17 protein-coding genes are annotated in these 18619 nt (G+C 66.3%); 9 read left to right on the forward strand and 8 right to left on the reverse strand.

Features of this window, described 5'->3' with window-relative positions; all coding sequences use genetic code 11:
- Positions 1-21: 21 nt before the first annotated feature.
- The 4 genes from E3T39_RS03775 to E3T39_RS03790 form a co-directional block, all read right to left on the reverse strand.
- Complete coding sequence (locus tag E3T39_RS03775; protein ID WP_134513398.1) at positions 22-1368, reverse strand: sensor histidine kinase; 1347 nt, start codon at positions 1366-1368, stop codon at positions 22-24.
- Positions 1361-2047 carry a response regulator transcription factor gene (locus E3T39_RS03780; RefSeq protein ID WP_241979493.1) on the reverse strand — a complete coding sequence of 229 codons (687 nt, stop codon included), beginning with the start codon at positions 2045-2047 and terminating at the stop codon, positions 1361-1363. The genes E3T39_RS03775 and E3T39_RS03780 overlap by 8 nt, the downstream gene beginning before the upstream one ends.
- Positions 2048-2233: 186 nt before the next feature.
- Positions 2234-3241: an AfsR/SARP family transcriptional regulator gene (locus tag E3T39_RS03785; protein ID WP_134513400.1), complete on the reverse strand. Its 1008-nt coding sequence runs from the start codon at positions 3239-3241 to the stop codon at positions 2234-2236.
- A gap of 511 nt (positions 3242-3752) precedes the next feature.
- Positions 3753-4610 carry a LuxR C-terminal-related transcriptional regulator gene (locus E3T39_RS03790; protein ID WP_134513401.1) on the reverse strand — a complete coding sequence of 286 codons (858 nt, stop codon included), beginning with the start codon at positions 4608-4610 and terminating at the stop codon, positions 3753-3755.
- 113 nt (positions 4611-4723) lie between these two features.
- Here E3T39_RS03790 and hxlB point away from each other — a divergent pair, with 113 nt between their 5' ends.
- The 3 genes from hxlB (at position 4724) to E3T39_RS03805 (ending at position 7601) form a co-directional block, all read left to right on the forward strand.
- Positions 4724-5308: a 6-phospho-3-hexuloisomerase gene (gene hxlB / locus E3T39_RS03795; protein ID WP_134513402.1), complete on the forward strand. Its 585-nt coding sequence runs from the start codon at positions 4724-4726 to the stop codon at positions 5306-5308.
- 58 nt (positions 5309-5366) lie between these two features.
- Entirely contained in the window at positions 5367-5990 is a 624-nt protein-coding gene (hxlA, locus tag E3T39_RS03800) for a 3-hexulose-6-phosphate synthase (RefSeq protein WP_104191384.1), read from the forward strand.
- Positions 5991-6170: 180 nt separating this feature from the next.
- A complete protein-coding gene (locus E3T39_RS03805) occupies positions 6171-7601 on the forward strand; it encodes an NAD(P)/FAD-dependent oxidoreductase (RefSeq protein ID WP_134513403.1) in 1431 nt (476 codons plus the stop codon).
- Positions 7602-7611: 10 nt separating this feature from the next.
- Here E3T39_RS03805 and E3T39_RS03810 read toward each other — a convergent pair whose 3' ends face one another.
- Both E3T39_RS03810 and nucS read right to left on the reverse strand, forming a co-directional pair.
- Positions 7612-8280, reverse strand: coding sequence for an HAD hydrolase-like protein (locus tag E3T39_RS03810; RefSeq protein ID WP_241979494.1), 669 nt, complete (start codon positions 8278-8280; stop codon positions 7612-7614).
- 85 nt (positions 8281-8365) lie between these two features.
- On the reverse strand, positions 8366-9061 hold the full coding sequence (gene nucS / locus E3T39_RS03815) for an endonuclease NucS (RefSeq protein WP_134513404.1): 696 nt from the start codon (positions 9059-9061) through the stop codon (positions 8366-8368).
- Positions 9062-9221: 160 nt separating this feature from the next.
- Here nucS and E3T39_RS03820 point away from each other — a divergent pair, with 160 nt between their 5' ends.
- Positions 9222-10277: a zinc-dependent alcohol dehydrogenase family protein gene (locus E3T39_RS03820; RefSeq protein WP_134513405.1), complete on the forward strand. Its 1056-nt coding sequence runs from the start codon at positions 9222-9224 to the stop codon at positions 10275-10277.
- Between the two features lie 130 nt (positions 10278-10407).
- Here the strand turns inward: E3T39_RS03820 and E3T39_RS03825 are convergent, their stop codons facing one another.
- Positions 10408-11217 (reverse strand): SDR family NAD(P)-dependent oxidoreductase, encoded by an 810-nt coding sequence (locus tag E3T39_RS03825; RefSeq protein ID WP_166784028.1) that lies wholly within the window; start codon positions 11215-11217, stop codon positions 10408-10410.
- Between the two features lie 236 nt (positions 11218-11453).
- Between E3T39_RS03825 and E3T39_RS03830 the strand changes: the two genes are divergently transcribed.
- The 3 genes from E3T39_RS03830 (at position 11454) to E3T39_RS16360 (ending at position 15415) form a co-directional block, all read left to right on the forward strand.
- Positions 11454-12491 (forward strand): extracellular solute-binding protein, encoded by a 1038-nt coding sequence (locus tag E3T39_RS03830; RefSeq protein WP_134513407.1) that lies wholly within the window; start codon positions 11454-11456, stop codon positions 12489-12491.
- Between the two features lie 72 nt (positions 12492-12563).
- Positions 12564-14138 carry an ABC transporter permease gene (locus E3T39_RS16275; protein WP_198416080.1) on the forward strand — a complete coding sequence of 525 codons (1575 nt, stop codon included), beginning with the start codon at positions 12564-12566 and terminating at the stop codon, positions 14136-14138.
- Positions 14138-15415, forward strand: a complete 1278-nt coding sequence (locus E3T39_RS16360; protein ID WP_241979495.1) for an ABC transporter ATP-binding protein — start codon at positions 14138-14140, stop codon at positions 15413-15415. Before E3T39_RS16275 ends, E3T39_RS16360 begins: the two co-directional genes overlap by 1 nt.
- 91 nt (positions 15416-15506) lie before the next feature.
- Here the strand turns inward: E3T39_RS16360 and E3T39_RS03845 are convergent, their stop codons facing one another.
- Positions 15507-16829 carry an MATE family efflux transporter gene (locus tag E3T39_RS03845; protein WP_134513409.1) on the reverse strand — a complete coding sequence of 441 codons (1323 nt, stop codon included), beginning with the start codon at positions 16827-16829 and terminating at the stop codon, positions 15507-15509.
- A 352-nt stretch (positions 16830-17181) separates the two neighbouring features.
- On the opposite strand from E3T39_RS03845, the gene E3T39_RS03850 reads away from it, so the two are divergent.
- Together E3T39_RS03850 and E3T39_RS03855 are read left to right on the forward strand one after the other, a co-directional pair.
- Positions 17182-18297 (forward strand): Re/Si-specific NAD(P)(+) transhydrogenase subunit alpha, encoded by a 1116-nt coding sequence (locus E3T39_RS03850; protein WP_134513410.1) that lies wholly within the window; start codon positions 17182-17184, stop codon positions 18295-18297.
- Positions 18298-18300: 3 nt separating this feature from the next.
- Positions 18301-18618, forward strand: coding sequence for an NAD(P) transhydrogenase subunit alpha part 2 (locus E3T39_RS03855; RefSeq protein WP_134513411.1), 318 nt, complete (start codon positions 18301-18303; stop codon positions 18616-18618).
- The last annotated feature ends 1 nt before the right edge of the window (position 18619 follow it).

Raw genomic sequence — 18619 nt, forward strand, 5'->3', positions numbered from 1 at the left:
TACGGCGGCGGCGATGTCCGGTTACCGCGTTCGAACGGGAGCCTCTCGATCCAGAGTGGCCATGACCGAGGTGCCACCGCCCATCCAGGAGCGTACCTCGAGCGAACCTCCGGCGACCTGGATGGTGTCGCGCATGATGCGCAGGCCCACGTGGTTGTCTGGTGCGTCGGCGGACAGGTCGAAGCCGCATCCGTTGTCGTGGATCAGCAGAATGGTGCGGTCGTCGTCCTGCATGAGAGTCAGTTCCAGGATGCCGGCACGGGCATGTTTCACGGTGTTGGCGAGCACCTCTCGGGCAACCCGGTAGAACATGGCAGCCCGATCGCGGTCGAGGTCACAGTCGGCCGGTATCTGGAGCTTGACTTCGATTCCATGCTCGAGCACGCGCGCGGCGAGCTGAGCGAGTGCTTCGGGCAGGCCCAGCTCATCAAGATCGGGCGGATACAGTTCGGAGGACATGGAGCGCAGCGTGCTCACGTTCTTTTGCAGGATTGCCTTGGCCTGCGCGAAGAGTGGACGATTCTCGGGCGTTGAGTGCATCTCCTCGGCCTCGAGGGCGTACGACAAGCCAGCCAAATCCTGAATGACCTCGTCGTGCAGATCGCGGGCGATGCGCTGGCGTTCCAGATCGGAGGCATCGATGGCGTGTTGCAGCAGCTTGCGTCGGACCGACTGGTGCCCCTGTATTCGACGGGCCAGCTGGATGGCCGGAATGAGCTGGGCCAGCTGCAAGGCACCCAGTGACAGCAGGAAAGTGGGGATCAGACCGAGCAGGACGGAGTCCTGATCCGCACGCACATCCGCGTCATTGAAATACGCTTCCACGACCAAAGCCTGACCATTGACGGCGATGGCGCGAACGTACACCTCCACCAGATCACCGTTACCGGTTTCGAATTGATTTTCAACTTCATCCTGGGCCTCCAGGCTGGCCCTCCCCTGGCCGTCAGCCAGCAGTTGGGGAGCCCAACTGGGCATGTCAAAATGTCGACCGACCAGCATCGGCAGGTCCGAGTAGATCACACGCCCGGTGGCGTCCCACACCTTGATTCGCACCAGGGCGCCGTCGGCCAGGCGGGGGGCCAGCCGCTCATTGAGCTGGCGGTCGGCGCCGGCGGCGCCGTCGAGCACGGCGTCGGTAAGTAGTGGGCCGAGCGAGTAGTCCGCCAGGCGTTGCGTCAACAACACGGCGTTAGTCATGGCATTGGCCGCGGCCTGCGCACGCACCCAGAGCCCCACGGGAACAGCAACGACCACCAACGCGATGAGTCCGGTCAGGAGAAAACGCTGCACGGCTGCACGTACCTCTGAGCGCTCAGCAGCCTGATTTTCTTCCGGCCGGGAAAGCCTCGGGGGTCGCTTAGACATGTTGGGCTGGTACCAAGCCAAGACGGGTTGCGACGACGACGGCCTCCAGTTGTGAGTGTGCGCCCAGTTTGCCGAGGATGGATTTCACGTAGCCGCGGCAGGTGTTTTCGGAAATTCCCAGGGTCTTGGCGTTGGCGCGAACGTCGGAACCCTCGCCCATGAGTCGGAGCACCGCCAGTTCACGTTTGGTGAGGTCGGGAAACGGGATCTCCTCGCTGCGCAGGCGGCGCCGGGTGCTGAGCAAACTTACGAGCGACGGATGAACGATGAAACCGCCAATGCGTGCGTGCCGGAGGGTGTCGAGCACCGTTGCGAGGGAGCCGTCCTTGGGGAGGAAGGCACAAACGCCGATCGCAGCTGCCTGTTCGAGAGCTTCCAGCGCCGGGTCGCCGGTGAGGATCACGATGCGGGTGTGGGCCGCGCGGGCCAGGATGGCGGCGGCCGCGACGAGCCCGCTGCCGTCGGGCAGGTGGTAATCCATGACGACGACGTCGGGGGACAGCGCCAGGCACGCGGCGATGCCGCTCGCGACGCTGTTGGCCGAGCCGACGCTGCACAGGTCGGGTTCGCGGTCGAGGGAACCGGTGAGCAGTTCGGTGAAGGTCGTGTGGTCGTCGACGATGAGGATGCGAATTTTACTGGGGGCCGTCATTGTGGGCGCCAGCAAGGTTGGTGTCATTCCCTGGACGTTGGGTTTGATTGGGGACATCTTCGTGCTCATTTCCAGTGACCTCTCTGACCCGGTTCGAGCCTCGCTGCGGGCGGAAGGTACCGCGTCCTGTGATCGTCGAGATCAGTATGTGCATTACATGAGTTTCTGTCGAGTGCTTGTCGTTCGTCCCCCCCATGTGGTAGAGCGGTCGGTCTAGGTGCAAGCGAGTACTCGTTGGAGGAATGACGTGACGACATTGGTGGCCTCCCGCAGGGATTGGGCGCCCGGTTCTGGTCGTGGCGTGGTGGTGCTCAACGCCGTATCGGGACGAGAAATCTCTCCGATGGCGGGTACGGGCGACACGCGAAGTTGGTTGTGCAGCATGAGAAGGGCCGAGAGTACGTCCGAAAGATCGCCGTCGCCTTCGGCCGTCGCGTGCAGCAGTCGTTGCTGGGCGGAACGCAGTATGGAGCCGGGCGCACAGCCGAGTTCGCTCTGCATGGCCTGGCGACAACGCTCATAGGCCTGTAGGCCCTCCGCGTGGCGCCCGCTGGTTTCCAGCCCATGGATGAGGGCGGTCCATGCCCGCTCATTAAGCGGATCGTCGGCCAGCGCGAGTCTCGCAAAGTCGAGGGCATCATCGATGCGGTGCAGGGTCGCGGCGGTCTCCGCCGCAAGGATGCGGGCAGACGTCAGCCGCGAAGCGTGCAACTCGCGGACCTCCGACGCCCACGCAGGTACCAGTTCATCGCCGAGCAGCGGTGCGGCGGCGAGGTTAAGGGCCCGAAGCAGCAGGGGGTAGGCCAGGGTTGGAATGGTCTTCTGTGCTCGCTGCAATAGAACGTCGAATTGGTCGAGGTCGACGTCGACCAGGTCGCGGTCCAGCACGTAACCGCCGGTCGTGGTTTGTAGCGGGCCAAATTTGCCCGCACCCGGCTGCAGGTGGCGACGCAGCACACTGACGTAGCTTTCCAGTGTGGGCAGGGCTTCGAGAGGCGGTGTGGCTCCCCAGAGCAGCTCAATGAGGCGGTCCTTTGAGACCGGCCGTCCCAGGCGTACGAGCAGGATCTCCAGAATTTGACGTGGTTTCGGGCCGCCGAGCTGATGCGCGTGCAGCACAACCGATCCTCGACGAATGGTCAGGTTGCCAAATAGATGAACGGTTAAGTGCGCCACGGGCATGGTGACGGGCTGCGCTCGTGTGTCGAATCCGATTGTCATGATGACCTCCGCTGTCGGGATTCGACCATGGTGCCGGTTCGCCGAAGCCCGGGAAAGCCGCGTGTGGGCTAGTCCACTACCCCTAATATTGAGGATATATCAGGAGCCCGAGTGGCGGCCGGTGCCGAGGGAAAGATGCGCCCCGTTTCAGCCGTCCAGAATATGAGCGGTGGCCTGTTTCGGAATCTCGAAAACCAGGGCTGCGAGAATGGACGCGCCGGCTGTCGCTGACTATTGCGTTGAGTCGACCCAGAGCGCGGTGGGTCGTGATCCGAAGCCGGATCAGGAGCGGCCGGCGGCATGCGCTGCGTGAGCTCGAGCAGGATGCCTACGCGATGCGCTCGGGGTTGCGCTGGACCGGCTAGGCGGTTGGTCGTCCGCGTCTGGCGGGTGGTCTCGAGATGCTTCTCTCCGATGCCTTCTCAGCGCGGGTCATGGCGCCAGTTGCGGGTGGGCGCGCCAGCCTTAGAGGGGGCGGCGCGCGATAGCTGGCGCGGCGAACGAGCGCGCGTCAGCGGGCGAGGGCGGCCAATTCGGCGCGGGTCGAGGCGCCCACCTTGCGCAGTAGGTTGGCCACGTGAAACTTCACGGTGTTCTCGCTGATGGTCAGCGCCTCGGCGATCGCCTTGTTGCGCGCGCCCGACGCCACGAGCTCGAGCACGCCGCGTTCGCGTGGGCTGAGCCCCCAGGCCGCAGCGGCAGAAACGGATGCCGTGGGCGCGTCGAGCGGAAGTGACACCGCCATCTCGGACCCCCAGCCGGCGGTCGCCTCGACGCCCAGGGTGCCGCTGAGGGCGACGACGCGGGCTGCCAGTTGACGCACACTGGGCACCTCCGCGTCGAGGTCGCCCGGTCCGTCGTCGCGAATGCGAATGAGCAGGTTGCTGCCGTCGCAGTCCCATTGCACGCGCACCCGGGCGACCCCGGTCTGTTCGACCAGGGCAAGCACGGCGCCGCGCACGATGGCGCGGGCTTCGTGGGCGACCTCACCGGGCAGGGCGCGCCCATTCACCGGTGGCTCGATGAACTGCACATCGAGATCGCCGAAACGCACGAGCGGGCGCAGATCGTCGCGCAGTCGTTCGAAGGCCTGGGCGACGGGTTCCTCGGTGAGGCTGCGATCCAGGTCACTCACCGCGCGCAGGGCGACCATCGCAGCGGCCGCCAGCTCGGTGGCTTTCTGGCGGGCGGCCGTGTCACTCGTGCTACCCGAGCGCAGCACGGCGAGCAGGGTTTCCAGCGTGGTCGCGTGCGCGTCGGTCAGGTCGGCGATGAGTTTCGAGCGCTCGGCCGCCGCGCTGCGTGCGGTCTGCGCGGATGAGGTGGCAGGGCGGGTGCCGGGCTCGGGGGAGGTTGCGAAGATCGTCATAGGTATAGCCTACCCGGGCCATCCCTGATTCCCACTCAGAACCATCCGTTTGGGTAGTTTAACCATTCTTTTGGCGGGCAGCACTCCCGCTCGAAGGAGTGGAGTATTGACCTATGACCGAAACGACAACCACCCCAACTGCAGCGGATGCCCTCGGGCTCATTTTCGCCGAGAACAGCCACGTCGTCGACGCGCTGCGGTCTGCATCCGCTTCATCGCTCGACGAGGCGGTCACCGTGCTCGCTGCGGCGCCCCGTGTATTCGTACTGGGTGCCGGTCGCTCCGGCCTCGCGCTGAAGATGACCGCTATGCGGCTGATGCATCTCGGACTCGACGTGCACGTTGTCGGCGAGGTGACCAGCCCGGCGATCGCTTCTGGCGACCTGTTGCTGGTTGCCAGTGGTTCCGGGACGACGGGCGCCATTGTGCGAGCCGCCGAGACGGCCCACAGCGTGGGCGCGAACATTATCGCACTCACCACGGCTCCCGAGTCGCCGCTCGGGCGGCTCGCTGCGGTGACCGTGGTCATTCCGGCCGCGACCAAGCAGGACCATGCCGGACAGGTGTCGGCGCAGTATTCGGGCGGTCTGTTCGAGCAAGCAGTGCTGCTCGTCGGCGACGCCCTGTTTCACACGCTCTGGCAATTGAGCGGCGCCACGGCCGAACAGCTCTGGCCGCGTCACGCCAACCTCGAATAAGGCGCGCACCTTTTCCAAGAACTTTCCACTCTTCATCACCAACAGAAAGCAGAACCCCATGAAGCTCCAGGTAGCAATGGACGTATTGACCACCGAAGCGGCGCTCACGCTGGCCGCTCAGGTCGCCCCCCACGTCGACATCATCGAGCTCGGCACCCCGTTGATCAAGGCAGAGGGCCTGCGCGCCGTCACCGCGATCAAGGCTGCGCACCCCGACAAGATCGTCTTCGCCGACCTCAAGACGATGGATGCCGGCGAGCTCGAAGCCGACATCGCCTTCGCCGCCGGCGCCGACCTCGTGACCGTGCTCGGCACGGCTGGTGACAGCACCATCATCGGTGCCGTCGCCGCCGCGACCAAGCACGGCAAGGGCATCGTCGTCGACCTCATCGGCGTTGCCGACAAGGTCACCCGCGCCCGCGAGGTCACCGCGCTCGGCGCCCAGTTCGTGGAGATGCACGCCGGACTCGACGAGCAGGCCGAGCCCGGCTTCTCGCTGGCAACACTGCTCAACCAGGGCGAGACCGCCAAGGTTCCCTTCTCCCTCGCGGGCGGCGTGAACCTGTCGACCATCTCCTCCGTGCAGCGCGCCGGAGCAACGGTCGCCGTTGCCGGCGGAGCAATCTACGGCGCCGAGGACCCGGCAGCTGCCGCTGCCGCCCTGCGCGCCGCGATCATCTAGTCTCAGCGTTTGATCTGGTGCCGTCCCGCTTCTGCGGGGCGGCACTGTTGCGTTAAGCGGATGTCCGCGAACCGGACGGGGCCCGGGCCCCGTCCACGGGCCCAGTCTATAAACTGGGCCCGTGGATCGGGCCCGGGCCCCGTCCGGAGGAGAGGACGCCACCATGACGAGCTGCCACGCATGAGCCGCACGATTTTCGACCGAGCCCGGCCCGCAGCATCCGTCGTCGCCGATTCGTTCGTCGATACCCGGCAGGGCTCCTTCTGGCTCGATGACCTCGCTCCGCGCGCGAACTATCCCCGCCTCTCGGGCAACCTCAACTGCGACCTCGCAATCGTCGGCGGCGGCTACCTGGGCCTGTGGAGCGCGGTGCTGGCCAAGCAGCAGAATCCGGCGGCGCGAGTGGTGCTGCTGGAGGCGCGCACGGTGGGCTGGGCAGCATCCGGCCGCAACGGTGGTTTCTGCGAGGCGAGTCTCACCCACGGTCAAGAGAACGGGCGCCGCCGTTGGCCGCAGGAGATCGACCGGCTGACCGAGCTCGGCCAGGAAAATCTCGACGAGATTGAGCGGGCCGTGGCGAGCCTCGGCCTCGACTGCGATTTCGAACGCACCGGCGCCATCGACCTCGCCGTCGAGGAGCACCAGGTTCAGTGGCTGTGCGAAGAAGACACTGATGACAACACCGTCTTTCTCGATGCGGCGGCCGTGCAGGCCGAGGTGGCCTCGCCGACCTACCTGGCCGGGGTGTGGCATCGGCGCAGCAACGCCCTCGTGCATCCGGGCAAGCTCGCCGCCGAGCTCGCCCGGGTGGCCACCGGGCTCGGCGTCGAGATCTTCGAGCACTCGCTCGTGCAGAACATCGACACGACCGGACTAACCGCGGCGCAAGGCACCCGAATCGTGACGGCGGGCGGCACCGTAACCGCTCGCAAGACGGCGCTCGCCACGAACGTCTTCCCCTCGCTACTCAAGCGCAACAAACTCGCAACCGTGCCGGTCTACGACTACGTGCTCATGACCGAACCGCTCCACAACGACCAACTCGCCGCGATCGGCTGGCAGAACCGGCAGGGCCTCAGTGACCTGGCCAATCAGTTTCACTACTACCGGCTGAGCGCCGACAACCGCATTCTGTTCGGCGGCTACGACGCCGTCTATCACTATGGGCGCAGAGTGCGCAGCGGCTATGAGAACCGACCCGAAAGCTTTGAAAAGCTCGCGAGTCACTTCTTCACGACCTTTCCGCAGCTGGCCGGGGTGCGCTTCAGCCACAAATGGGCCGGTGCCATCGACACCTCGACCCGGTTTTGCGCCTTTTTCGGGCAGGCTCGAGGCGGACGCATCAGCTACGCCGCCGGATTCACCGGCCTCGGCGTTGGCGCCACGCACTTCGCGGCCCAGGTCATGCTCGACCAGCTGGCCGGCCGCAGCACGGAACGCACTGAACTGGCCATGGTGCGGGGCCGTCCACTTTCGTTCCCGCCGGAGCCGATCGCATTCGTTGGAATTCAGGCCACCCGGTGGGCGCTGGACCGTGCCGACCACAACCGCGGCAAGCGCAACGCCCTACTCAGGAGCCTCGACGCGCTGGGTCTCGGCTTCGACTCCTAGACGCCGGGTCTCAGCCGAGCAGCAAACGACCGAGCTGGTCGGTCGAGTGCACGACGGCGGTCGCCGCGGCGGCTTCGGCGGGGGAGCCGTAGCCCCACTCCACCAGAATTGCCGGAATGCCATTGGCCTCGGCACCGACGGCGTCGTAGCTGCGGTCACCCACCATGACGGCACCGCTGGTGTCGACTCCGGTTGCTGCAAGGCGCGCCAGGGCCTCGGCGACGATGTCGGCCTTGTGGCTGCGGGTCTCGTCGGCGGAGGCCCCGACCGTTGTCGTGAAGTACTTCGCGAGGTCGAAATGCGTGAGAATGGCGATCGCACTCAGTTCGGGCTTGCTGGTGGCCAGGGCGAGCGGAATGCCCGCAGCGTGGATGCGCTCGAGCAGACCGGCGATGCCGGGAAAGACAGCCGTATCCAGTGCGGCAGCACCGTGGTATTCAGCTCGGTAGACCGCGATGGCCTCATGGGCTTCGTCGGCGGTCATGCCCGCGTATTCCTGAAAGGCGTCGAGCATTGGCGGGCCGACATAGGCGAGAAGCTCGGAATCGGAGGGAACGGGGCGGCCGAGCAACGTGAAGGTGCGAGCCAAAGAGCTGGTGATGGCCGGGGCGGAATCGGTAATGGTTCCGTCGAGGTCAAAGAGGATGGCGCTCCAGGTGCGCGTCAGAGTGGGATTCACTCGCACCAGCCTAGGCGATCTCAACGCACTTCCCCCATTTGCCCATTATTTCTCAGCTTTTGCCCGGTTAGCGCGGTACAGCGAGCTAGAAGAGCTTCGAGGCCGTATCGTCGAGTCCGCGCATCGCGTCGTAGTCGAGCAGCAGGCAACGGATGCCGCGATCCTCGGCCAGCTTGCGGGCCTGCGGCTTGATCTTTTGCGCGGCGAAAACCCCGCTGACCGGTGCCAGGTGTGGGTCACGGTTCATGAGTTCGAGGTAGCGCGTGAGCTGTTCGACCCCATCGATATCACCATTGCGCTTCAGTTCTACCGCGACCGACCGGCCGCTCGCGTCCTGCGCGAGGATATCGACCGGCCCGATCGCCGTCATGTATTCGCGGCGCACAAAAGTGAAGCCTTCACCGAGCAGATGGATGTGCTCGGCCAGCAACTTCTGCAGGTGTGACTCGGCGCCGTCCTTGATCAGGCCGGGGTCGATGCCGAGTTCGTGCGCGGAGTCGTGCTGCACCTCGTAGACGCTGACCACGAGTTGGTCGGCGGTCTTGGCGTGGGTGACCGTCCAGAGGGCGGTGATGCCGGCATCCGCTTGATCACTGTCGGGTTCGGAAATCGTGACGGAGCAGGGCGGGCTCATCCAGTTGAGCGGCTTGTATGAGCCGCCGTCGGAGTGCACGAGCACACTACCGTCAGACTTGATCATCAGCAGGCGAGTGGCCAGCGGCAGATGCGCACTGAGACGCCCGGCGTAGTCAACGGAGCATTTCGCAATTACAAGGCGCACTGGTCGAGCTTAACCGATGCCGCGTTGCGATGCCGGTGCCGGCACCGCACAACGTGCCTCTGGCTCCCAGACTCGAGGCGCATGCTGAAAGTAACGAGCCCGGAACGGGGCGAAAGCTCCTGCCGTAAGAGGCCCGCGATTCGATAAGAGGAGAAAGTCAGTGAAGGCACTGGTTTATAACGGTCCCGGCGACAAGTCCTGGACCGACGTTCCAAATCCCGAGATCATCAACTCGACCGACGTGATCGTGCGGGTTGAGACGACCACCATTTGTGGCTCGGATCTGCATATTCTCAAGGGCGATGTGCCCGCCGTCACGAAGGGCCGAATTCTCGGCCACGAGGGTGTTGGCACCATTACCGAAATCGGCTCGTCCGTAAGCACGCTCAGCGTCGGAGATCGGGTCATCATTTCGTGCGTCAAGTCCTGCGGACATTGCGCTAACTGTAAGACCGGACTCTACTCGCACTGCCTCGGTGACGAGGGAACGAGCGGCATCGGCTGGATCTTCGGTCATTTGATCGACGGTACCCAGGCTGAATTCGTGCGTGTGCCCTACGCCGAGAACTCGCTCTACAAGGTGCCGGAAGGCGTCACCGAAGATCAGGCCGTCATGCTGTCCGACATCCTGCCGACCGGTTTTGAAATCGGCGTTCAGAACGGTCAGATCAAGCCCGGTGACGTGGTCGCCGTAATCGGCGCCGGGCCGGTTGGCCTCTCAGCGATGGCCACCGCCGGCCTCTACGGAGCCGCCACGATCATCGCCATTGACCTCGACAAGAACCGCCTCGAGCAGGCCAAGGAATTCGGCGCGACGGACACGGTCGTGTCCTCTGCCACCGACTGGAAGGCGCAGATTCTCGCGCTGACCGATGGGGCCGGAGTCGATGTGGCCATTGAGGCCGTTGGAATCCCGCAGACCTTCACAATGGCGACGGAGATCGTTCGCCCCGGCGGCCGCGTCGCCAACGTTGGAGTGCACGGCAAGCCCGTCGAGCTGCACCTCGAAGAGCTCTGGATCAAGAACATCAACATCAGCATGGGCCTGGTCAACACGAACACCCTCCCGATGCTGCTTAAGCTCGTCGCGCAGGGCAAGCTCCCCGCCGAGAAGTTCGCCAGTCACCACTTCAGCTTTGATCAGATGCTGGAAGCGTATGACACCTTCGGTCGCGCCGCCGAAACCAACGCCCTGAAGGTTGTCATCAGCCGATAGGTCGTTTTACCGGCCTGGCGGTCGCTGCGCGTTCCCGCGCGGCGGTCGCCAGGCTTTTTTGTGTCGTTTCTGCGGCGAACGGATGCGGTCGGCCGGGCCGACGGATGCCGCCAGCCCGGCGAACGACCGCCTAGATGCTGCGGTGGTCTCGTACCGCGGATTCCAAATCTGCGAGCCCGGGAGCCATCGCGGCATCGACGGCCATGGGGTCGGAGATGTTGAGCTCCTGCATGCCACGCCGGCCTTCGGGGGCTGTGTTGATTTCGTGGTCGCCAGCCTCCAGCCCGGCCAGCACATCGGCAATGACGTCGTCGAGGGATCGGCGCTCCCAGCCCGGTGAGGCGGCGGCATTCTGCGATGACATCATGTCCGTATCCGTCGCGCCCGGGTATACGGTCGCGACGTGCACTCCCAATCCGGTCAATTCGCGCCGCAGGGATTCTCCGAAACGAGCGAGGCCGGCCTTGGTTGCGGCGTAGACAGAATAAAACGGCATGCCGACGAGGGCGATTCCGCTGGAAATGTTCAAGACAATGCTGTCCCGGTCGGCGCCGGCGCGAAGACGCGGCAGCAGTGCCCGGGTCAGAAGCACGGGGGCAACGAGGTTGAGATCGATCATGGATCGAATATCGGCCTCGCTGGTCAATTCGAGGCGCCCGGCGCGAACGTTGCCGGCATTGTTCACTAGCAGGTCGACGGTGGGCCACGACTCGACGGCCTCAGAAACTCGGTCAACACTGTTAGGCAGGGTGAGATCCTGCGTCAGGACTTCGGCCGTGCCTCCGGCGGCTTCGACCAGCTGGGCTGTCGCGGTGAGCGTTGACTCTTTCCGGCCCACCAGGAGCAGGTGTGCGCCTCGCGATCCGAATTCAACAGCCAGGGCCCGCCCTATTCCCTGCCCTGCTCCGGTGATGATGCCGTGTCGGTTGATTAGATCCAAAATTGTCATTCCTTCGTATCGGACGAGACAGGCAGCGAGTGCCTGAACCGCATCGTTGAGTGGGGTCAACGGTGTGCTGACGCGGGCTATTCCCTCCGCGCGCTCCGCCAAAGGTCGCGCGTCGCGGCCAGCGAGGCCATGCGGCTTGCCCTGATCGAGCGGATCCACGATTCGCCTCAACGCCAAAGTTAGCGTAGCCTTACCTTAGAAATCGTTCGCCACGTCTCTGGAGTCCCATGCGCATCCCCTTCCCTGTCGCCGCCCTCCTGGCCGGTGCCTCTGTCCTTGCCCTTGCCGGCTGCACCCAGGCCGCCGAGCCGTCAGCCCCAGCGGAAACCAGCGACAACGCCTTCACCCTCTACTCGGGTCGCGACGAAGCGCTCATCCAGCCGCTGATCGACCAGTTCGAAGAGCAGAGCGGCATCAGCGTCGAGGTACGTTACGGCAACACCGCTGAGCTCGGCGCGCTCCTGCTCGAAGAGGGCGAGGCCACTCCGGCCCAGGTGTTTCTCGCGCAGGACGCCGGAGCGCTCGGAGCCCTGAGCAACGCCGACCTGTTCGCGACGTTGCCAGCAGCAACCACCGACAAGGTCCCGGCCGGATTTACCTCGACCGACGACACCTGGGTCGGCGTCACCGGCCGGGCCCGGGTGATCACTTATGACAGTGAGGCGATGGGTGCGGCCGACGTGCCTTCAAGTGTTGATGCATTCACCGACCCCGCCTGGGCCGGAAAGTTCGGCATCGCGCCGGCCAACGCGAGCTTTCAAGCCTTCGTCACCGCCTATCGGGTTTTGAACGGCGAAGAGGCCGCCGACAAGTGGGTCGCCGCCGTTGCCGCCAACGATCCGGTCATCTTCGATAACAACCGAGCCATTCTCGCCGCCGTCAACGACGGGGTCATCGAGGCTGGACTCATCAACCATTACTACTGGTTCGCCCAGGCCGCCGAAACCGGCGAGGCCAACATGCGCGCGCAGCTCTCCTACCCCGAGGCTGGCGATGCCGGATCGATCGTGAACGTCACGGGGGCCGGCCTGCTCGCGGGCGCCGCATCGGATGCCGACGCGCTCGAGTTCATCGACTATCTCGTCGGCACCGATGCCCAGCAGTATTTCGTCGACGAGACCTACGAGTACCCGCTCATCGGCGGCATCGACGCCCCGGCCGGACTGCCAGAGCTTGACTCGCTCGTCAACCCGGACCTCGACCTGGCCGATCTCGACACCCTCGCTGACACGCAGGCCCTGCTCGGCAAGCACGGCCTGATCTAGCATTGCAGTAGTGAAGGCGCGGTTGCGGGCTCGGGTCGGGGGCCGCGCCCTACCCTGCGGCGGGAGCCTCTCGTGACTGAGCTGCTTATTCCGCCGCTCGAAACGGATGCCCCGCCACGCACTCCCGGCCGGTATCGCTTTGGCGCGCCACCCTGGCTGCTGGTGCTCGCCGCGCTCTGCGCGGCGACCGCCGCCATTCCACTGGTCTACCTCGTGGTGCGCACGACGGAGGCGGGGCTCACCGAACTGCTCGACACCCTGATGCGCCAGCGCGTGCTGCAGCTCACGGTCAACACGGTGCTGCTCGCCGCGGCCGTCACCCTGTCGTGCCTCGTGCTCGGCACGGTCTGCGCGTGGATTCTCACGCGCATCCGCTTGCCCTTCCAGCGCACGTTGCTGCTGGTCTCCGCGCTGCCGCTCGCGGTTCCAAGCTACCTGGCCGCTTACGGCTGGCTGGTCTGGTTTCCCCACCTCAATGGGTTCTGGGCCAGCTGGTTCGTCATGACCATGGTCTGCACCCCCTACGTGACGCTGCCGGTCGCTGCGGCCCTGCGCGGGGCATCCGCAGATCTGGAATCGGTGGCCCGCACCCTCGGTCGTGGCCCGCTGCGCGCATTCGCGGCCGCGACCTGGCCGCAGATTCGCCCGGCCGCCATCGCCGGGGCACTTTTGGTCTGCCTCTACTCGCTGAGTGACTTCGGGCTCGTCTCGATGCTGCGGTTTCAGACGCTCACCTGGGGAATCAACGCCGCGTACGGTGCGAGCTTCGACCGCAACCAGGCCGCGCTGCTCGCCCTCGTGCTCGTCGTGCTCGCCCTCGTGGTCGTGGCTGGCGAACGTCACAGCCGCCGCCAAGTCTCCAGTGTTCCCGGTCGGAGTACCATGCCGGCGCGCGCGCCCGGCCGTACCTGGCCCGTCTACGTCACGGTGCTCCTCGCCGCGCCGCTCGCCGGGGTCGTGGTTCCGGTGGTCGGATTGCTCACTCGCCTGCTCGAGGCCGAAACCCTGCGCGCTATCGACGTGCCGCGTTTGGTCGAGGCGATCGGCGCGACCCTCGGGCTGGCCCTGGCGGCCGCCGTGATCGCGGTGCTCGTGGCACTGCCGATCGCCGCGCTCGCCGCCCGGTACCGCGGAAGGCTGGTCGCGGTAATCGAGGCCGTCGGCTTTCTCGGCCATGCTCTGCCCGGCATCGTCGTGGGCCTCTCCCTCGTGTTCTTCGCACTCGCCGCGGTGCCGATGTTCTACCAAACCTCGCTCGTGCTCGTCTTCGCCTACGTCGTTCTGTTCATGCCTCGCGCCATCGGCAGCGTGCGCAGCGGCATCGCGGCGGTACCGACGAGCCTCGGCGACGTATCGCGCATGCTCGGCCTCTCACCGTTCCAGGCCTGGTGGCGGGTGACCGCACGACTCGCCCTGCCCGGCATCGCGATCGGCGCACTGCTCGTGGCCATCTCGGCCATGAAAGAATTGCCAGCGACGCTGCTGCTGCGGCCGACGGGCATTTCGACGCTCGCGACCGAGTTGTGGAGTCGCACGGCCCTGTTCGAGTTCGGCGCTGCCGCGCCCTACGCTGCGGCGCTCGTGCTCGTGGCGATGGTGCCCGCGGTGCTGCTGTCGGGCATCCGCGGCACAGCAAGGGAGAACTAGTGGGTTGGGTAGCGATCGAGGCGCTGAGCGTCTCTTACGGTGACACGCGTGTGCTTGACGACGTCAGCCTGCGCATTCCGCGCGGCTCACTCGTGGCCGTTCTCGGTCCAAGCGGATGCGGCAAGACCACTCTCCTGCGCGCGGTCGCGGGTCTGTTGCCGGTCGCCTCCGGCACGATCACGGTCGGTGGGCGCCTCGTCACCGGCCCCGGCGTGCAGCGCGCTCCGGAGAAGCGCGGCATGGGTTGGGTTCCCCAGGATGCCTCCCTGTTTCCGCACCTGTCGGTCGGCGAGAACATCGGCTTCGGACTGCCGCGCACGAAGCAGAACGACGACCTCTACTGCGAACCCGGCGAGACTTCCGGCGGAGTCGGCGGACTGTTGGCCGGACTCACCCGGCGTGGTCGCGTGGCCCGCGCCCCGGTGCGCGTGAGCGCGCCCTCGAGCCACCTCGCGGCGGCACCGATCAGCCCAGACCGCAGCCGCCAGACCAGCCGAGCGGCCCGAATCACCGAACTGGCCACCCTCGTGGGCCTGACCGAACTCGTGGATCGCGCCCCCTCGCAGCTCTCCGGCGGCCAGGCTCAGCGGGTGTCGCTGGCCCGGGCGCTCGCCCCCCGGCCCGACCTCATGCTGCTCGACGAACCGTTCGCGGCCCTCGACCCGCTGCTGCGTTCGGCCCTGCGCACCGAGGTCGCTGCCCTGCTGCGCGGGCAGCACAACACGAGCCTGCTCGTGACGCACGACCAGGAAGAGGCGCTTTCCCTCGCCGACTTCGTGGCCGTGATGCGCGGCGGCGAGATTCTGCAATTCGGCACCCCGGCGGATGTCTACGAGCGCCCGGTCGACCCCTGGGTTGCCGGGTTCGTCGGCGACACCGTCGAACTCGACGGTCACTGGAGGGACGGCCGGGTGGAGTGCGCCCTTGGCTCACTCGCGGCAGACTGGATGGGCGTGCAGTCACGGTCCGAGCGGTCGTCCGGTGGGCCGATGGGCGAGCGGGGCGCAGCATCCGCTCCCGCCGACGGAACGAGCGTGCGCGTACTCCTCCGCCCGGAATGGCTGACCCTGGGCGCGCGGGGTTCGGCCCAGCCCACAACGGATGCCGTCGTCACAGCCATCGCCTACGCCGGCCACGATGCCCTGGTCAGCTTTGCTCTCGCTGACGCAGAGAAAACGGCGGTGCGTGCGCGCATTGCAGCGCCCGACCTGCCCCGGGTCGGCGACCGCGTGACGCTGGGCATCTGTCAGAACGCTCTCGCTTACCCGCTCGAGTAGCGTTGTCGGCAGATTCCGGCCTCGCAACCAGTTGTCGGACGCGTGAGTGGCCCGCACTCTTGGGCGCGCAACCGGAAGGCATCTGGTGAAGTCAGAGCGCCCCGACGACCATCCAAGCCTTGCTGCGCGCGCGCAAGCTGAGGGTCACGGCGCGGGCGCCGAGATAGCCGAGCGCGAACGCGGCCATGAGCAGCGCGAGCCCGGCCGCACCCGCCGGCGCCCAGAGCAGCACTGCTCCGGCGAGCGGTACGAACACCGCGAGATTCACCAGCCCGGTCAGCGCGAGATAGCGGGCGTCGCCGGCGCCGATGAGTACGCCGTCGAGCACGAAAACCACCGCGCCGAGGGGAACGGATGCCCCCAGCACGATCAGGGTCAGCGGAAGCAGCTCCGTCACCGCCGAGGCATTGGTGAACGCGTGCCCGAGCACCCCGCTCGTGCCGATCACCGCGACCGCGAGCACGATCCCGGCGAGCAGACCCAACTCGAGGCAGCGGCGCAGGATGGCGCGCACCCCGGTCACATCCCCGGCACCGAGGCCGCGACCGACGAGGGCCTGGGCGGCGATGGCGAGGGCGTCGAGCGCGAAAGCGAGCGTCGCGAACAGGGTCATGGCGATCTGAAAGGCCGCGAGCTCGGGGGAGCCGAGCTGGGCGGCCACAAACACGGCGAGCAGCATGGCGGCGCGTAGGCTCAGCGTGCGCAGGAACAGCCAGCCGCCGCTCCGGGCGCCGAGCAGCATTCCGGCCCGGTGCGGGCGCAGCGGAGCGCTGTGGCGCCTGGCATGCGTGGCGACCACCACGAGGTAGACCAGGGCCATGCCCCACTGCGCTACGACGGTGCCAACGGCCGATCCGGCAATGCCCCAGCCCAGCAGGTAGATGAAGACATAGTTGAGCGCGATGTTCGCGCCGAAGCCGATCCCGGCGACGTAGAGCGGGGTGCGGGTATCTTGCAGGCCGCGCAGCAGTCCGGTGGCGGCAAACACCAGCAGCATGGCGGGCAGGCCGACCATCGAGATGCCGAGGTAGGTGGCGGCATCCGCTGTCACGGCCGTTTCGGCGCCGAACGCGCCGACGAGTACCGGGACGGCGAGCAGGCCACCGGCCGCGAGAACGACGCCGAGGCCGACGGCGAGCCACAGCCCGTCGATGCCGACGGAGACTGCCTTGCGCGTGTCGCCGGCGCCGAGCCAGCGGGCCACCGCCGGGGTGGTGCTGTAGGCGAGAAACACCATCAGGCCGATGATGGTCTGCAGCACCGCGCTCGCCAGGCCGAGTCCGGCCAACGGGGTGGTTCCGAGGTGTCCGACCATGGCCGAATCCGCCAGCAGAAACAGGGGTTCAGCCATGAGCGCGCCGAGCGCGGGCACGGCGAGTCGCAGAATGTCGCGGTCGATGGGCTGTGCCCGCAAAATGTTGATGGTTCGACTCTACGGCGGGCGCGCCGGCGGTGGCTCGCCCCGTGATCCCGCAGCCACTCCAACGAAAATGCGAAACGGATGCTGCGTGCTCAGGACGTGAAAACGCCTCAGGGCAACCCGCTGAAGTGTTAAGAAAGCCAAATCTTTCATCAGCGGCGACCGCATATCGGGCCTATCCCCCGCCCCATCCCGATATGTTCGTCCCAGAAGCTTCTGCCGACCGTGGACGCTTCGGGCACGCGCCGGGAACATCATTTTTGGTTCAGGTGCCCGCGTTCATCCCGCAAGAATGTTTGCCGCCTCAGTGACGAGCGTGCGGACATCCGTTTCGAAAGGCTCGACCATGCCGGATCCCCGACCGTACCCTGAGACGCCCCGAATCGGCGTCGTGCGTGAGAGCGGGGCGGAGGAGCGGCGAGTTGCCCTCGTGCCGCGCGCCGTCGCGTCTCTCGTTGCCAGGGGGCTCAACGTCGTTGTCGAATCCGGCGCGGGAGCCGAGGCGCTCATGGGTGACGACCTCTATCTCGAAGCTGGCGCCACCATCGGTGACGCCTGGAGCGCCGACATCGTGCTCAAGGTCGCTCCGCCCACCGACGCCGAGATAGCCCGCCTCAGGGCGGGCACGACCCTGATCGGGTTCCTCGCACCGCGCAACACAGATAACAAGATCGTCGCGCTGCAAGATGCTGGCATCGTCGGCTACGCGGTCGAGGCGATCCCGCGCATCTCCCGGGCTCAGGTGATGGACGCCCTCTCGTCGCAGGCGAACGTGGCCGGCTACAAGTCGGTCATTCTCGCAGCGTCGTTGTCGACTAGATTCTTCCCGATGCTCACGACGGCGGCCGGAACGGTCAAACCGGCGAGCGTGCTCGTGCTCGGCGTCGGCGTCGCCGGGCTTCAGGCTCTCGCCACCGCCAGAAGGCTCGGCGGCCGCGTAACCGGCTACGACGTGCGCCCGGAGGTCGCCGACCAGGTGCGGTCGGTGGGCGCGCAATGGCTCGACGTGGGCATCGACGCGGCCGGTGACGGCGGCTATGCCCGCGAGCTCACCGCCGACGAGCGCGCCGCGCAGCAGGCAGCACTGGAGAAAGCGATTTCCACCTTCGACGTCGTGATCACCACCGCCCTCGTGCCTGGGCGGCCGGCGCCGCGACTCGTGACCGCTGCGGCCGTGCACGGTATGAAACCGGGCAGTGTCGTCATCGACATGGCGGGGGAGACCGGCGGCAACTGCGAGCTCACCGTTCCCGGCCAGACCGTGGTCGTCGGCGGCGTCACGATTGCCTCGCCGCTCAACCTGCCCTCGACCATGCCCGAGCATGCCAGCGAGCTCTACTCAAAGAACCTCACCGCGCTGCTCGAGTTGCTCGTGCGGGACGGCCGACTCGACCCCGACTATTCCGACGACGTCGTGGCGCTCTCCTGCGTCACGCGTGCCACGGCCCCGAACAGGATCTGACCCATGGACTACACCGACTTTCTGGCGAACATCGCCATCCTCGTGCTCTCGGGCTTCATCGGCTTCGCCGTCATCTCGAAAGTACCCAACACGCTGCACACCCCCCTCATGTCTGGCACAAACGCCATCCACGGCATCGTCGTGCTCGGCGCCCTTACCGTGCTCGGCACGGCACATAACCCCAGTATTCCGCTGCAGATCATCTCGTTCGTGGCGATCGTGTTCGGCACCGTCAACGTCATCGGCGGCTTCGTCGTGACCGACCGGATGCTCGCCATGTTCAAAACCCGCCCCGCCGCTTCGACCGACGGGAAGAACTGAC

The organism is Cryobacterium suzukii (assembly GCF_004403185.1).
Taxonomy (GTDB): domain Bacteria; phylum Actinomycetota; class Actinomycetes; order Actinomycetales; family Microbacteriaceae; genus Cryobacterium; species Cryobacterium suzukii.

Bases quoted from the DNA above. Each gene is read 5' to 3' on its own strand.
- E3T39_RS03805 (WP_134513403.1), top strand. From the start codon at position 6,171: ATGAGCCGCACGATTTTCGACCGAGCCCGGCCCGCAGCATCCGTCGTC.
- E3T39_RS03850 (WP_134513410.1), top strand. From the start codon at position 17,182: ATGCCGGATCCCCGACCGTACCCTGAGACGCCCCGAATCGGCGTCGTG.
- hxlA (WP_104191384.1), top strand. From the start codon at position 5,367: ATGAAGCTCCAGGTAGCAATGGACGTATTGACCACCGAAGCGGCGCTC.
- E3T39_RS03775 (WP_134513398.1), bottom strand. From the start codon at position 1,368: ATGTCTAAGCGACCCCCGAGGCTTTCCCGGCCGGAAGAAAATCAGGCT.
- E3T39_RS03830 (WP_134513407.1), top strand. From the start codon at position 11,454: ATGCGCATCCCCTTCCCTGTCGCCGCCCTCCTGGCCGGTGCCTCTGTC.
- hxlB (WP_134513402.1), top strand. From the start codon at position 4,724: ATGACCGAAACGACAACCACCCCAACTGCAGCGGATGCCCTCGGGCTC.
- E3T39_RS03785 (WP_134513400.1), bottom strand. From the start codon at position 3,241: ATGACAATCGGATTCGACACACGAGCGCAGCCCGTCACCATGCCCGTG.
- E3T39_RS03790 (WP_134513401.1), bottom strand. From the start codon at position 4,610: ATGACGATCTTCGCAACCTCCCCCGAGCCCGGCACCCGCCCTGCCACC.
- E3T39_RS03855 (WP_134513411.1), top strand. From the start codon at position 18,301: ATGGACTACACCGACTTTCTGGCGAACATCGCCATCCTCGTGCTCTCG.
- E3T39_RS03780 (WP_241979493.1), bottom strand. From the start codon at position 2,047: ATGACACCAACCTTGCTGGCGCCCACAATGACGGCCCCCAGTAAAATT.